The sequence below is a fragment of the Ketobacter sp. genome, assembly GCF_003671495.1.
In the GTDB taxonomy this organism is placed as follows: domain Bacteria; phylum Pseudomonadota; class Gammaproteobacteria; order Pseudomonadales; family Ketobacteraceae; genus Ketobacter.
This window is the reverse complement of record NZ_RCHN01000003.1, coordinates 63,024-77,076: the sequence shown is the minus strand read 5'-3', so window position 1 is coordinate 77,076 and position 14,053 is coordinate 63,024. Positions and strand designations below refer to the sequence as shown.

Below are 14,053 nucleotides of genomic sequence, written 5' to 3'. Positions count from 1 at the left end.
TAACCTTTGGAGCAAGCGCGCCTTTCAAGTCTGATGCAGGATCGGTTTGGCAGCGTTGTGTAAGCCGGGCATATCGGAATATCTGTGCAGCTACTTGCCGGCCGTTGTGAGCGGTTTCCTTTGCGCCCCGATCTTCAATACGCTGAAGCGTTGTAAGCAGCTCCATGGCGGTGATTTCAGAAACGGGCCTGTTACCTAGCCAAGGGAATAAATCGTTCTCCAGTAGTGCGAGGCGCTTTTTGGCTGTGGTGTCTGACCAAGTTGGTAATTGTTTGGCGTACCACTCCCGAGAGATGGCTTCAAAGCTATTGGCTGCCAGTTCTATTCGGAGTGATTTTGTGGCTTTCTTCACTACGCCAGGATCAACGCCAGCCGCTAACAGCTTACGGGCATCGTCGCGTTTCTCTCGGGCTTGTTTCAGGGTGACTTCAGGGTACACGCCATAGGCCAGGCGCTTCTCTTTTCCGTTGAATCTGTACTTGTGTCGCCAGTACTTGGAACCGTTGGGATGAACCTCCAAATAGAGGCCTTTTTCGTCGCTCAGACGTTGGATTTTTTCGCCCGGTTTTGCCTGCTTAATCTTGGGGTCGGTAAGCGCCACAATAGCCTCCATTTTGGGGGCATCTTGAAGGCTTGGTTGCTAACGTGCCCCCAGCTGTGCCCCCTGTATGTTCCGGTTGTGGGGGAACAATATAGGATCGTATAGGACGAATTATATAGGAAAAGTCCAGGAGTTACGCGGGTTCTGGGAGGTTGTGGCACTACCTTGGAAGGAAGAATGGTGCCCGGAGGCGGAATCGAACCACCGACACGGGGATTTTCAATCCCCTGCTCTACCGACTGAGCTATCCGGGCGTCAAGAGCGCGCTATTAAACCCGCAGAAGGGCCGGGAGTCAATAGCTGTCCAGCCCAATTCAGAAACTTTTCTTAAATCAGTCGCTTGGGGGAACATAGCCTTCCGGGCGCTCGTATTCGTCTCCGGCAAGGAACTTGTCAAACTCCGTCTGCAGAAAGGTCTGGGTGGCCGGGTCCAGCATGTTAAGTCGCTTTTCATTGATCAACATGGTCTGGTGTTTCAGCCACTCCTGCCAGGCCTGTTTGGACACATGGTCGAAGATATCCTGGCCCTTGGGGCCCGGGTAGGGTGCGCGCTCCAGGCCTTCCATGTCCCGTTGGTACTTGCGGCAAAAAACCGTTCTGCTCATGGTGTTCAACTCTCTTGCTGTAACCGTTGGATCAACTTGCTGATGGGAGCGGGCAGCCCCAGGGTGGCAAGCTGGCCCTCGTTATACCAGACCTGTTCCGCACCTTCCATGATGGCCTGGGGTTTTCGGCCCAGCGTGACCCGGATGGGGTGAATATCCAGGTGATAGTGGGAAAACGTATGGCGGAAGGGTTCCAGGGCATGAACCTCTCGGGGTTGCAGGTTGCCCAGGTCCAGGGCGCTGTGCAGGTCAGCCTCCCCCGGGTATTCCGGAAAGCTCCACAGTCCACCCCAGATACCCTGTTCCGGGCGGCGGTACAACAGCCATTGCTGGCGGCATTCCAACAGCAGCATCCAGGTTGCCCGCACCGGTTTCTCCTTTTTGGGTTTGGCGTGTGGGTAGGCGGTGGGTTGGCCCTCGGCGGCGGCCTGGCAAAGGTCCACCAGGGGGCAGACGGTACAGGCCGGTTTACTGCGGGTGCAGAGGGTGGCCCCCAGGTCCATCATGGCCTGGGTGTAGTGGCGGGTCTGCTGCGGGTCGCCGGTGGCGTGCTCCGCAGGGCCTTCCTCAATGTAGCTTTCGGCAATACCCCACAAACGGTCGGCCACGGTCTTGTCCCCGGGCCAGCCTGTCACCGCGTGCAGCCGGGTCAGCACCCGTTTCACGTTGCCGTCCAGAATGGGGGCCGGAATGCCCATGCTGATGCTGGCGATGGCCCCGGCGGTGGAGCGGCCGATGCCCGGCAGCGCCGCCAGGGCGTCCACGCTGGCCGGGAACTCGCCGCCATGTTCGGCGCACACCACCTGGGCGCATTTGTGCAGATTGCGGGCCCGGGCGTAGTAACCCAGGCCGGACCAGTGCTGCAGGACGTCGTCCAGCGGGCTGTCCGCGAGGGTCTGCACCGTGGGAAAACGGGCCATAAAGCGTTCAAAATAGGGGATGACGGTGCTGACCTGAGTCTGCTGCAACATGATTTCCGACACCCACACCCGATAGGCGCTGATGTCCTGCTGCCAGGGCAGGTCTTTGCGGCCGAATTGCTGGTACCACGCCAGGATACGGGTGCGGAACGGGTGGGGGTTGAGCTGGGATTCCGGTTTCAATTATCAATACTTTTATCAAGGTCTTAGGAAGGCGAATAAAGGTTCCGCCCGACAGGTTAGTAATGCCTTACTGTTCTTAGGCATTTGGCGAAGTTGTCCACTATACTGAAATTTTACGGAGTAGTTTAACTCCCCCAGGCACTCGGGCGAAGACCAAGGATTGTGCAGCAAGGCTCCCTGATCAAGTTGAATATGGACAGACGCAAGGCGCGCTTCAAGCTCGCACCCACCATTCAGAACAAGTTGTTGGCGGTTATGCTGATTGTGGCGTTGGCCCCCATTGTGGTCTTCGGCACCCTGGCCTATTTCAAATCCCGCGAAACCATCATCAACCAGGTGGGTGAGCGCCTCCAGGCCACGTCGTTGCTGGCCATGTCCCAGATTGACCGTACCTTTGGCTTCAGCCAGGAGAACATCCGTTCCTGGGCGGCGCTGGACGTCATGCAGGCGGTGGAGCGGGGTGACCCGGAAGGGGTGGTGTCCGAAATGCTGTTCGACTACCAACAGGCCTATGGGGTGTACAACACCCTGGTGGCAGTGGATGTGGACGGGGTAGTGGTGGCCGCCGGGGATACGGAGCTGATCGGAATTTCCCTGCGGGACGTGGCCTGGTTTGAGCGGGTGATGAAGGAAAAGAGCGCCTTTCTGCTGCCCCTGCGCCTGGACCCGGAGCTGGGGGGGTACGGCGTCAGCATCGTGGTACCCATCTTCCGCAAGTACCAGCCGGACAAAATGGTGGGGGTGCTGAAGGCGAGTCTGGACTGGCGTGAACTGCTGCTGCAGGTCAATGCCATCAACGTGGGCCCTGAGCAACAAGGGGACAGCGGCTATGCGGTGTTGATCGATGCCGATGGCTATATCCTGGCAGCTCCGGATTTCATTCTGTTCGACGATATGGATTACGACGTGGATGACCCCACCCGGGTCTATGGGCGGCGCTGGTGGGTGGTGGACAACCCCATGCTGCTGGACCGGCTGTTGAACCGGCCCGGTCATCGCTACATCCGTAAGGGGGAACAGGAGCTGCTGCTGGTCAACATGCCGGCGGCGGAATTCAAATACATCCGCAACACCGGTTGGAGCCTGGTGCTGGTGCGGGATGCCAACGACGCCCTTAAAGACATCGCCTTCATCCGGGAACGGGCGGTCATGATTGGCCTGGTGGCGGCCCTCCTTATCGGCTTGGTGGCCTACGTCATGTCCCACCAGATCGGGGCCCCCATTGCCCGGCTGTCGGCCTGGGCGGAGGAGCTGTCGAAGGGCAACCTGGGGCGGCGCATCAGCCTGCGTTCCAATGATGAGCTGGCCCAGCTGGCCAATGCCCTCGACCATATGCGCGGCAACCTGAAGAAAAACCTGGATGAACTGTTTGAATCCAAGGAACGCTATCAATCCATCATCGGCTCCATTGACTGCGTGGTGTGGGAGGCCCAGTTGAATCCCACCAAGGTCACCCTGTTGTCCGGCCAGGTGAAGCATGTGCTGGGCTACAGCGCCGAGGAGTTACTGCGGGAGCTGCCCCAATGGCGCCGCCATATCCTGCAGGACCATCACCAGCTGGTGGTGGATGCGTTCCGCTACGCCACCCGCGAAGCCAGCGATACCTATGTGGAATTCAAGGTCCGCCACAGCAACGGCGAATGGGTATGGGTAAAGGCCCTGGTGAGCGTGGTGATCGAAGGCCTCAATGTGGTGGGTCTGCGGGGCGTGGTGGTGGACATTGATGAAATCGTGAAGGCCTCCGAAGAGATGAAGGAAGCCCGGGACCTGGCGGTGAAAACCGCCGAGGACAAGAGCCGTTTCATGAGCATCGTCAGCCATGAGATCCGCACGCCGATGCACGGTATGCTGGGCATGCTCGACGTCTTCAACGATGCCGGACTCACGGACGAACAGCGTGAGATGCTGGATCTGGCCAAGCGATCCGGCCGCAACCTGCTGTCCCTGGTGGACGATGTGATGGATTTCTCGCGTCTGGAAAGCGGTGAAATGGAGTTCCACTTCGAAGAGGTGAACATCCACGAGCTGTTCAATTCCAGCGTGAACCTGGTGGCCGTGGACGCCTACCGCCGTGGCCTGGATCTGGGAATGGTGGCCGAGGCCAGCCTGCCCCAGCGGGTGGTGGTGGATGCCACCAAGTTGCGCCAGGTACTGACCAGCCTGTTATCCAATGCCGCCAAGTTCACCGAGCATGGTTCGATTATGCTGTGGGCGGAGATGCTGCCGGACGACCGGCTCTATGTGGAGATCAAGGACACCGGAGTGGGGATCGCCGCGGAGCGCCAGGGCGACCTGTTCAAGCCCTTTGTGCAGGAGGATGTGTCCAGCACCCGCAAGTTCGGTGGCTCCGGCCTGGGGCTGGCCCTGTGTGACGGTCTGCTCAAGGCCATGGGGGGCAGTATCGGGGTGCGTTCCATCAAAGAGGTGGGTTCCTCCTTCTTCTTTGAATTGCCGGTACAGGTGCCGGCGGGGCAGACGTCCCTGGCCACCCGGGTGACGCTGGAATTTGCCAAACATTATTCCAATTCGGCCGTGCTGCTGATCGGCGATCTGCCTGCCACCCAGATGGTGATGCAGATGGCCTGTCAGCAGTGGGGCCTGGATTTCCATTGGGAAGCCAAGGAATCCCGGGTCATCCGCCAGCTGGATGAGGTATTGCACAGCCGCAATTATCGCTGGATCTTCATTGCCCAGGAGATCAGTGATCGCTTCTGGGAGCGCCTCAATCCTTATCTGAACGAGGCCAATGCCCCAAAAATCATACAGTTAAGGGTGCCCACGGAACGTTACGGGCAGCGCCCGCTGCCGCATTTGTATGTGCCGTTCTCCCAGCGCCAGTTCGCCGATTGCCTGCTGGGTCGTGGCGAGGAGCAGGCGCACGCCACCAGCCCCGGTGTCAGCCAGAATGTGCCTTTGCCCAAGGTGCTGGTGGTGGACGACAATGAAGTAAACCGGCGGGTGGCCTGCGGTTACCTGCGCAAACTGGGCTTCAGCTGTGACATTGCCGAGGATGGGCTCCAGGCCCTGGAGGCGGTGAAGGAACATCATTACGGCCTGGTGTTTATGGACTGCCAGATGCCGGTGATGGACGGGTATGAGGCCACCCGCGCCATTCGTGACGTGCTGGACGGCAAAGCCCTGCCCATCATCGCCGTAACCGCCAACGCCATGGAGGGGGATCGGGAAAAATGCCTGCAGGCCGGTATGGATGATTATCTGGCCAAACCCTTACGCAAGGACAGTCTGCAACAGGTGGTGATGCACTGGCTGTCCCCGCAACAGGCCCAGGCGGTGGCAAACCGTCCATCGGCTTAGGATTTTCACCGCCTTCGCGTTATAATCCCCCGCTTTCCCCATACCGTCAGTGGAGACCCCATGTCGCAACGTACTGCCCGCGTTGAGCGCAATACGCTGGAAACCCAGATTACCGTGTCCGTGAACCTGGACGGCACCGGCCAGTGCAAGCTGGACACCGGTGTGCCGTTTCTGGAGCACATGATTGATCAGGTGGCCCGTCACGGCCTGATTGACATTGAGATCGTGGCCAAAGGGGACCTGCATATTGACGACCACCACACGGTGGAGGATACCGGCATTACCCTGGGGCAGGCATTGGCCCAGGCCTGGGGCGACAAGAAGGGCGTGCGCCGCTATGGTCATGCCTATGTGCCTTTGGATGAGGCCCTGTCCCGGGTGGTGGTGGATTTGTCCGGCCGCCCCGGCCTGGTGATGGATGTGGAGTACACCCGCGCCATGATCGGCGGTTTTGACGTGGACCTGTTCGGTGAGTTCTTTCAGGGGCTGGTGAACCACGCCATGATCACCCTGCACATCGACAACCTGAAGGGCAAAAACGCCCATCATCAGGCCGAGACCATTTTCAAGGCCTTTGGTCGTGCCCTGCGCATGGCGGTGGAGCGGGATGACCGCATGGCGGGTGTCATGCCGTCCACCAAAGGCTCCCTGTAAAGCATTCTGTCGGAAGTAGTGAAATGAGCAAATCCACCGTTGCCGTGATCGATTACGGTATGGGTAATTTACACAGTGCCGCCAAGGCCCTGGAGCATGTGGCACCGGGCGCCAAGGTGGTGGTGACGCCGGATGCCGAGACCATTCTCTCCGCCGACCGGGTGGTGTTCCCCGGCGTGGGGGCCATTCGTGACTGTGTGGGTGAAATCCTGCGTCTGGGGTTGGATGACGTGGTGCGGGAGGCTGCCCTCAACAAACCCCTGCTGGGCATTTGCGTGGGCATGCAGAGCATGATGACCCACAGCCAGGAGAACGGCGGCGTGGACTGCCTGGATCTGTACGCCGGTGAGGTGAAGTTCTTCGGTGATAACCTGAAGGATGCCTCTGGTGAGAAGCTGAAAGTACCGCACATGGGCTGGAACCAGGTGCAACAGGTACGCCCCCATCCCCTGTGGAAGGCCATTCCGGATAACTCGCGTTTTTATTTTGTGCACAGTTATTACGTGACGGTGCAGGATGAATCCCTGATCACCGGCCGTGGCGAATACGGCGTGCCCTTCGTGGCGACCCTGGGGTGCGATAACGTGTTTGCCGCCCAGTTTCACCCGGAGAAGAGCTCCCGCCCCGGGTTGCAGTTGTTGAAGAATTTTATGGAGTGGGACGGAACGCTCTGAGCCGAAGTGCGGAAGTAGCCCGGGCGGAAAGTGGAGTGGCTCGAAACTCTCAGCGACAGGGATGTCGCTGTGAAGCCCCCAGGGATGGGTTCACGGCGTGTTTCGAGCCACTCCACTTTCTGGCCGGGCGGCTCGACTGCACGAAACCAAAAGGCTAAAAAGGCAAAAGAGAAAAGTCCGAACGTTTTACAATCCAAGTATGAGAACCAATATGCTGATAATCCCCGCCATCGACCTCAAAGACGGAAAATGTGTGCGCCTGCGTCAGGGCCTGATGGACGACTCCACCGTGTTTTCCGATGACCCCGTCGCCATGGCGGACCAGTGGGTGGAACAGGGTGCCCGCCGCCTCCATCTGGTGGACCTGAACGGCGCCTTCGAGGGTGAGCCGGTGAACGGTGGTGTGGTGCAGGCCATTGCCAAAAAATACCCCAACCTGCCGATCCAGATCGGGGGGGGGATCCGCAGCCTGGACACCATCCGCACCTACCTGGACTGCGGGGTGGACTACGTCATCATCGGCACCAAGGCGGTGAAAGAACCGGCCTTCGTCAAAGCCGCCTGCGAACAATTCCCCGGCCACATCATCGTCGGCATCGACGCCAAGAACGGCCTGGTGGCCACCGACGGTTGGGCGGAAGTGTCCAGCATGCAGGCAGTGGATTGCGCCAAACAGTTTGAACACGACGGCGTCAGCGCCATCGTCTACACCGACATCAGCCGCGACGGCATGATGCAGGGTGTGAACATCGAAGCCACCGTGGCCCTGGCGCAGGCCATCAACATTCCGGTGATTGCCTCCGGTGGCGTCACCAACATCGACGACGTAAAAAATCTGTTGAAAGTGGCTGCCTCCGGAATTGAAGGTGCCATCACCGGGCGTGCCATTTATGAAGGCACCCTGGACCTGAAACAAGCGCAGGCATTAGCCGACGGTGAACAATAATGGGACTGGCCAAACGCATCATCCCCTGCCTGGACGTGGACAATGGTCGCGTCGTCAAAGGTGTCCAGTTCGTTGATATTCGCGATGCCGGTGATCCGGTGGAAGTGGCCCGTCGCTACGACGAGCAAGGTGCCGATGAGATCACCTTCCTGGATATTACCGCCAGCCACGAAGACCGTGACACCATGGTGCACACGGTGGAAAAGATGGCCAGCCAAGTGTTTATTCCGCTGACGGTAGGCGGTGGTATTCGCAAACTGGAAGACATCCGCACCATGCTGAATGCCGGGGCGGACAAAGTGTCCATCAACACCGCGGCGGTGTTCAATCCGGAGTTCGTCGGTGAGGCTGCTGCCAAGTTCGGTTCCCAATGCATTGTGGTAGCCATCGACGCGAAACGTGTCAGTGCTGAAGGTGAGCCTTTGCGCTGGGAAATCTTCACCCACGGTGGCCGCAAACCCACCGGCCTGGACGCCATTGAATGGGCGCGCAAAATGGTGGAATTGGGAGCGGGGGAGATCCTGCTGACCAGCATGGATCGTGACGGCACCAAGAACGGTTTTGATCTGGATGTCACCCGCGCCATCAGCGATGCGGTGCACGTGCCGGTGATTGCCTCCGGTGGTGTGGGCAACCTGCAACACCTGGCGGATGGCGTCACCCTGGGCAAAGCAGATGCCGTATTGGCGGCCAGTATTTTTCACTTTGGTGAATACAGTATTCAGGAGGCCAAGCAGTTCATGTCCGCCCAGGGCATTGAAATGCGCATGGACTGAAGCGGAACCGGACATGGCGGAACTGGCAGAACAGCACATCATCGCGCCCTATGACAGCAGCTGGTATCAGAAAGGCTGCGCACTGCGGCGCGAGGTGTTTATGGATGAACAGCACGTGTCGCTGGAAGACGAGTTCGACGGCAAGGACCCGGACGCCACGCACATCGTCACCGTGCAGGAAGGTGAGGTGGTGGGTGTGTTGCGCATTCTCTGGTTGCCGGAACACGCCAAGATCGGGCGCTTTGCGGTGAAGAAGCCATTCCGCAATCAGGGCATCGGCTCCCGCCTGTTGCACACCGCCCTCAGTTTTATCGAACGCCGTGGTCAGGAACGGGTGATGCTGGAAGCCCAGATCGACCGCATCGCGTTTTATGAGCATTTCGGTTTTGAAGCCTACGGTGAAGATTACCTGGACGCCGGTATTCTGCACCGGGCCATGAAAAATTACTGAGCCGGGCGCGGCAACAACGCCAGGGTTGCTTCGGCAAAATAGAACCGTTCCAGATGGCGGCGAATCAGGGGCTCTGCAATATCGTGTTGCAGCAGCAGTTGCGCCAGGTCCGGTGCGTAGTTCAGGATTTCTGACACCACCATGTGCTCGGTGACCCCCAGATCCTGCAGAATCGCCTCCAGGGTATCCTCCCCGTATTTATCGAAGAAAAATTTCACCCCGGCATCGATGTACGACTTCAGATAATCCGTGTGGCGGAACTCCAGCCAGAACTCATAGCCCAGCACCATCAGTTCCTGCAGATCGGTTTCGCTGAAATAACGCTGGAAACTGGCGACCGGCCAGGTCTTGATGTCGTCCCACAGGTCCAGCACGCTGTTGAGGGCAGTGTCCCGATACAAGTCGTTCTCCAGGATATCATCCACCAGCCGCACCGACTGATCCACGCTGGCGCGGGACAGTTGCTTGCCCATGGTGTGAATGTTCTCCGCCAGGCCGGGGGCCTGTTCATTCAGCCAGCTGCGCAGCCGTTGCAGGCCGTTGGCCACCGGCGCCAGTTTCACCAGTTGGTTTTCCTCCAGGGCGTAACCCTTGGCCACGGTGAACACCACGTCCGCCAGAAATTCACGGAAGGGGGCGCTGGCGCGGATGTTGTTCACCGCCTGATCCAGCAGGCTGCCCTGTTCAAAGATCTTTTGCAGAAACTCGTTGATGATCTTTTCCGACAGGATATCGCCCACCCGGGTGCGCTCGTTGTTGGGGTGTTCATAAATGATATTGGCGATTTCGCCGAACAGCTCAGGGATGCCCCCTTCAATTTCCATTTCCACCGCATAGCGCAGGGCAGTGGCTTTCACTTTGTCTTCTGCCACCGCTTGCCGCAGTGTCAGGGCACCCATGCGGGAATAAAGGTAGGGCAGCTCCTGTTGCAGCAGCGGCAACAGTTTGTCGGCGTTCAGTTCCTGCAGCCAGAATTGAACCTGTGCGTCCAATAATGCCTGGGCTAATGCTTGGGTTTGATCGGGCAGTTGATCCGAAGATTGGTTTGACATGGCTCTCGTGCGGTTCGCAGGGAAGATGTCTGCATGTTACCGCAGTCGCCGATGGAGTACGAGATTGCCGGCTGAAGCATCGGTCACGTAAACATCGGGTCACGATGCCCTCAGTGAATGGGCGTCAATTGGAAAAGTTCAGGCGCTGGCTCGCCGGGGCTGGCATGGCCACGATGACGTCCATGATCTCCTGCAGGTCGATGGGCTGGTCCACCGGTTGGCCGTAATACATCACCAGTTCGGAGGCGTCCACCAGTTCCACGCCCATGGATTCCAGCCGTGGCAGGGCTGTGGCCAGGTAATCCAGGGTGGCGGGATAGGGGTGACCGATGGCGATGGCGTGGCCCCGTTTATGGGCAATACGCACCAGTGAGCGGAACATGCGGTCGATGGCGGCTTCCGATTGCACGTTATCCAGGAAGATATCCCGTTTCAGGGAGGGAATCTGGTAGTGCAGCGCCGAATGGTTGGCCACCGAGTGGGGATTGGTCATGCTGTCGATGAAGTACAGGGGGCGGTCCTGCACCGCCTGCATCAGCCAGTGCATGATGTTGACGTCGGCGGTCACGCTGCTGCCCATGTGATTGTTGAGCCCGACGATGTGAGGCACGGCATCCAGAGCTTGCTGCACCCGCTGCTTCACTTGCGCTTCATCCAGGTCGCTGGTGAGGCCACCCTGATCGAGTCGTCGGTCGGGATCGCTGCTTTCCATGGGCAGGTGCAGGATCACCTCACGGTTGCGATCATGGGCGGCCTGGGCCAGGGCTACGCCGTGGGGGGTAAACGGAATGATGGCGTAGGTGATGTTGCCCGGCAGTTGCAGGGCCTGCTCACCGGCGGGCCGGTTGTAACCCAGGTCATCCAGGATGATGGCAATCTTGGGCCGCGGTTCTGCATAGGTCCGCGCCTCCGCATTAGGTCTCACGTCTGCGGCAGCAGCAGGGTGCTGGCGGGTGGCGCCACCACTCAGGGTGGGCAGCAGTAAAGCCAGGATAACGGCGAAGACGGCGGTGGTGATTCGAAGCATGGTGGTTCTATGGCGCAATGACTTAACAAAAGTGTAGTGTATTTGACGCCGCCGTGACGGTGGCCGTGGCGCTCAAGGCATCGTTTTGTGAGCCAGTTCTCTGCTCCGGGGGGTGGCTCCGAAGCCCCGTTGGGGCTTCGGGTGGGAACAGGGTCTGAGGATGCGGGGTTCAGCCGCGATCGTTGCTCTGTTTTACCAGGGCCGCAGCCGGGGGGCGTTTCAGGACATTCAGTGCCTTCAGCAGGTTCAGCGCTTCATACAACTGATAGTCGGTATCCGAAAGCGCTTTCTTGTCATCGCTGTTGGCATGCTTGTCTTCCTCGCCCTCGGGGTTTTCCAGGTGGCCGGACAGATCCCGCTCTTTCACCCGCTCCATCTCTTTGACCCGGGTAAGCTGGGCGTTTTCCACCACAATGTCCGGCTCGATGCCCTGGGCCTGGATGGAACGGCCACTGGGGGTGTAGTAGCGGGCGGTGGTGAGTTTCAGGGCGCGGTTGTTGTGCAGGGGCAATACCGTTTGCACGGAACCCTTGCCAAAGGTGGTGGTGCCCATGATCACTGCCCGGCTGTGATCCTGCAGGGCCCCGGCCACGATTTCGGAGGCGGAGGCAGAGCCACCATTCACCAGCACCACGATGGGTATGCCGTTCAGCTGATCACCGGGGGAGGCGCGAAATTTCATGTCCGAATCCGGCAGCCGGCCCTGGGTGTACACCACCAGGCCGTCGTCAATAAAGGCATCGGATACGTCCACCGCGGCCTGCAACACGCCACCGGGGTTGTTGCGCAGATCCAGTACCAGCCCTTTCAGGTCTGATTGGTTTTGCTTCTTCAGCTTTTCCAGCAGTTTGATCATGTCACCGCCGGTGTTGATCTGGAACTGGGACAGGCGCACGTAACCGTAGTTGGATTCCAGCAACCGTCCCTTCACGCTTTGCACCTGAATGACGGCGCGGGTGACGGTGATTTCCAGGGGTTTGTCCACCCCGGCGCGAATGATGGTGAGCACAATGTCAGAGCCCGGTTTGCCGCGCATCAGTTTGACCGCTTCCCCCAGGCTCAGCCCCTTCACCGGGGTGCTGTCCAGTTTGATGATCAGGTCACCGGCTTCCACGCCGGCTTTCTGGGCCGGGGTGTCATCGATGGGCGTGATCACTTTGACGAAACCGTCTTCCATGCCCACTTCGATGCCCAGGCCACCGAACTCGCCGGTGGTGTTGATCTGCAGGTCCTGGTAGGCCTCCGGTTTCAGGTAGGCGGAATGGGGGTCCAGTTCGGTGAGCATGCCCTGGATGGCGTTCTCCAGCAGGGTCTTGTCATCCACGTCTTCCACATAGGCCTGTTTGATGCGGTCGAACACATCGGCAAAGGTGCGCAGCTCATTGATGGGCAGCAGGCCCTGATCTTTGCTCTGGCTTTCGGCAGTGGCGGTCTCTTCCGCCGCTTCGGGCTCTTCCTGGGAGAAGGACAGGGGACTGATTGCCAGCAACGAAATCAGCAGGCTGCGTGTCCATAGCGGCCGCCAGTTTGACAAAGGTCGATAACCCATTGTGAGCTCCTGTAAAGACGGAATGTGATTAAGACCGCGAACCCGGCGCCGGGTTTCACATCAAAATCATTTAGTTAGCTTGTTTAGCTTAGCGCGAAACGGGGAGGCCCGCACGGTTAATATTAGCCGCGGCACCAGCGGGAGGGGTTCTGGGGTTTGCCATCTTTGCGGATCTCGAAATAGAGGGAGGCCTGGTCCTGGCCGCCACTCAGGCCGCTGTAGGCGATGACCTCGCCCGCCTGCACCCAGTCCCCCGGACCTTTCAGCAGGGTTTCATTGTGGCCGTACAGGCTCAGGTAGCCATCCCCGTGATCGACAATAGTGAGCATGCCGAAGCCCCGCATCCAGTCGGAAAACACCACCCGGCCGTGGTGAACGGCTTTCACCGGGCTGCCTTCCTGGGTCCGGATCAGCACCCCGTTCCAGCGCAGGGCGCCGCTTTCCCGGCGATTGCCGAAGCGCTTGATGACGTTGCCCTGGCTGGGCCAGGCCAGTTTTCCCTGCAGTTTGCCAAAAGGTTGCTTGCCCACATTGCTGGGCAGGTCGCTCAAGGTGGCCTGCACCCGGTGCAGGACGGTTTCCAGCTCGCTCTGGCTGGCTTTCAGGGAGGTCACCCGGGAGGCATCGTTCTTCAGGCTGTCGTCCAGTTTGGCCAGAGCCTGCTTGCGTTGTGCTTTGGCGGATTGCAGGCGTTGCTGTTCATCCGCCAGCTCGGTTTTGAGGGTGGCCAGCTGCGCCACCTCTTCATTGATCTGGATTTCGTTGGCTTTGATTTCGCTCAGGGTCTGGTTGAACGCCTGAATCCGTTGCATGCGGGCCTGGTGATAATAGTCGTAGTATTTCATCTGACGGGCCAGCTTGTCCGGCTGCTCCTGGTTCAGCAGCAGCTTCACGTATTCCTGGCGACCGGCGCGGTAGGCGGCGTTGATGTCTTGTTTGAGAGCTGAGCGCTGGGCTTCCTTGGCCCGGTTCAGTTTCTGCTGGGATTGCCGCAGTTCTGCCAGTTTGGCATCGGAGTTGGCCATGGCACGGTTCACCTCCCGCAGCTTGCGCCGGGTGTCGCTGATGGCCTGCTCCGATTGCTTGAGGGCCTCTTCCGTGGCACTGCGGCGGGATTGGGTCTGCTTGATTTCTTGCTGCAGATCCTGGATGCGGCGCTGAATCTGTTGCAGCTCTTTTTTGGTGGCCACCGGGTCCACACTGGCCAGAACGGGAAAGGCCCAGCACAGGGCCAGGCCAATCACACAGCGGATGCAGAAACGGGTGGACGCCATGGGCTTCGCGGTCACAGCACTCGCAA

General features: G+C 59.3%; 13 protein-coding genes and 1 tRNA gene. 6 read left to right on the top strand and 8 right to left on the bottom strand.

What is annotated here, in order from left to right:
• From D9N14_RS00965 to mutY, 4 genes are all read right to left on the bottom strand, one after another.
• Window positions 1-601: tyrosine-type recombinase/integrase (locus D9N14_RS00965; protein ID WP_290575872.1), on the bottom strand; the 601-nt coding region annotated here is incomplete at its 3' end.
• 178 nt (window positions 602-779) lie between these two features.
• A tRNA-Phe gene (locus tag D9N14_RS00960) sits at window positions 780-855 on the bottom strand.
• Window positions 856-933: 78 nt separating this feature from the next.
• Entirely contained in the window at window positions 934-1,206 is a 273-nt protein-coding gene (locus D9N14_RS00955; RefSeq protein WP_290575870.1) for an oxidative damage protection protein, read from the bottom strand.
• A gap of 5 nt (window positions 1,207-1,211) precedes the next feature.
• Window positions 1,212-2,309 carry an A/G-specific adenine glycosylase gene (gene mutY / locus D9N14_RS00950; protein ID WP_290575868.1) on the bottom strand — a complete coding sequence of 366 codons (1,098 nt, stop codon included), beginning with the start codon at window positions 2,307-2,309 and terminating at the stop codon, window positions 1,212-1,214.
• Between the two features lie 192 nt (window positions 2,310-2,501).
• Here mutY and D9N14_RS00945 point away from each other — a divergent pair, with 192 nt between their 5' ends.
• From D9N14_RS00945 to D9N14_RS00920, 6 genes are all read left to right on the top strand, one after another.
• Complete coding sequence (locus D9N14_RS00945) at window positions 2,502-5,624, top strand: response regulator (RefSeq protein WP_290575866.1); 3,123 nt, start codon at window positions 2,502-2,504, stop codon at window positions 5,622-5,624.
• Window positions 5,625-5,684: 60 nt separating this feature from the next.
• Window positions 5,685-6,278, top strand: a complete 594-nt coding sequence (gene hisB / locus D9N14_RS00940) for an imidazoleglycerol-phosphate dehydratase HisB (protein WP_290575864.1) — start codon at window positions 5,685-5,687, stop codon at window positions 6,276-6,278.
• A gap of 23 nt (window positions 6,279-6,301) precedes the next feature.
• Window positions 6,302-6,952 (top strand): imidazole glycerol phosphate synthase subunit HisH, encoded by a 651-nt coding sequence (gene hisH, locus D9N14_RS00935; protein WP_290575862.1) that lies wholly within the window; start codon window positions 6,302-6,304, stop codon window positions 6,950-6,952.
• Window positions 6,953-7,163: 211 nt separating this feature from the next.
• A complete protein-coding gene (gene hisA / locus D9N14_RS00930; RefSeq protein WP_290575860.1) occupies window positions 7,164-7,898 on the top strand; it encodes a 1-(5-phosphoribosyl)-5-[(5-phosphoribosylamino)methylideneamino]imidazole-4-carboxamide isomerase in 735 nt (244 codons plus the stop codon).
• Complete coding sequence (gene hisF, locus D9N14_RS00925; protein ID WP_290575858.1) at window positions 7,898-8,674, top strand: imidazole glycerol phosphate synthase subunit HisF; 777 nt, start codon at window positions 7,898-7,900, stop codon at window positions 8,672-8,674. Before hisA ends, hisF begins: the two co-directional genes overlap by 1 nt.
• A 13-nt stretch (window positions 8,675-8,687) precedes the next feature.
• Window positions 8,688-9,125, top strand: coding sequence for a GNAT family N-acetyltransferase (locus D9N14_RS00920; protein WP_290575856.1), 438 nt, complete (start codon window positions 8,688-8,690; stop codon window positions 9,123-9,125).
• Here the strand turns inward: D9N14_RS00920 and D9N14_RS00915 are convergent.
• From D9N14_RS00915 to D9N14_RS00900, 4 genes are all read right to left on the bottom strand, one after another.
• Window positions 9,119-10,177, bottom strand: coding sequence for a hypothetical protein (locus D9N14_RS00915; RefSeq protein WP_290575854.1), 1,059 nt, complete (start codon window positions 10,175-10,177; stop codon window positions 9,119-9,121). The genes D9N14_RS00920 and D9N14_RS00915 overlap by 7 nt on opposite strands.
• Before the next feature lie 124 nt (window positions 10,178-10,301).
• Complete coding sequence (locus tag D9N14_RS00910; RefSeq protein WP_290575852.1) at window positions 10,302-11,204, bottom strand: divergent polysaccharide deacetylase family protein; 903 nt, start codon at window positions 11,202-11,204, stop codon at window positions 10,302-10,304.
• A gap of 169 nt (window positions 11,205-11,373) precedes the next feature.
• Window positions 11,374-12,753: a S41 family peptidase gene (locus D9N14_RS00905; RefSeq protein ID WP_290575850.1), complete on the bottom strand. Its 1,380-nt coding sequence runs from the start codon at window positions 12,751-12,753 to the stop codon at window positions 11,374-11,376.
• Window positions 12,754-12,875: 122 nt separating this feature from the next.
• Entirely contained in the window at window positions 12,876-14,042 is a 1,167-nt protein-coding gene (locus tag D9N14_RS00900; RefSeq protein ID WP_290575848.1) for a murein hydrolase activator EnvC family protein, read from the bottom strand.
• Between the last annotated feature and the right edge of the window lie 11 nt (window positions 14,043-14,053).

Bases quoted from the DNA above. Each gene is read 5' to 3' on its own strand.
- D9N14_RS00955 (WP_290575870.1), bottom strand. From the start codon at position 1,206: ATGAGCAGAACGGTTTTTTGCCGCAAGTACCAACGGGACATGGAAGGC.
- D9N14_RS00945 (WP_290575866.1), top strand. From the start codon at position 2,502: ATGGACAGACGCAAGGCGCGCTTCAAGCTCGCACCCACCATTCAGAAC.
- hisB (WP_290575864.1), top strand. From the start codon at position 5,685: ATGTCGCAACGTACTGCCCGCGTTGAGCGCAATACGCTGGAAACCCAG.
- hisH (WP_290575862.1), top strand. From the start codon at position 6,302: ATGAGCAAATCCACCGTTGCCGTGATCGATTACGGTATGGGTAATTTA.
- hisA (WP_290575860.1), top strand. From the start codon at position 7,164: ATGCTGATAATCCCCGCCATCGACCTCAAAGACGGAAAATGTGTGCGC.
- hisF (WP_290575858.1), top strand. From the start codon at position 7,898: ATGGGACTGGCCAAACGCATCATCCCCTGCCTGGACGTGGACAATGGT.
- D9N14_RS00920 (WP_290575856.1), top strand. From the start codon at position 8,688: ATGGCGGAACTGGCAGAACAGCACATCATCGCGCCCTATGACAGCAGC.
- D9N14_RS00915 (WP_290575854.1), bottom strand. From the start codon at position 10,177: ATGTCAAACCAATCTTCGGATCAACTGCCCGATCAAACCCAAGCATTA.
- D9N14_RS00910 (WP_290575852.1), bottom strand. From the start codon at position 11,204: ATGCTTCGAATCACCACCGCCGTCTTCGCCGTTATCCTGGCTTTACTG.
- D9N14_RS00905 (WP_290575850.1), bottom strand. From the start codon at position 12,753: ATGGGTTATCGACCTTTGTCAAACTGGCGGCCGCTATGGACACGCAGC.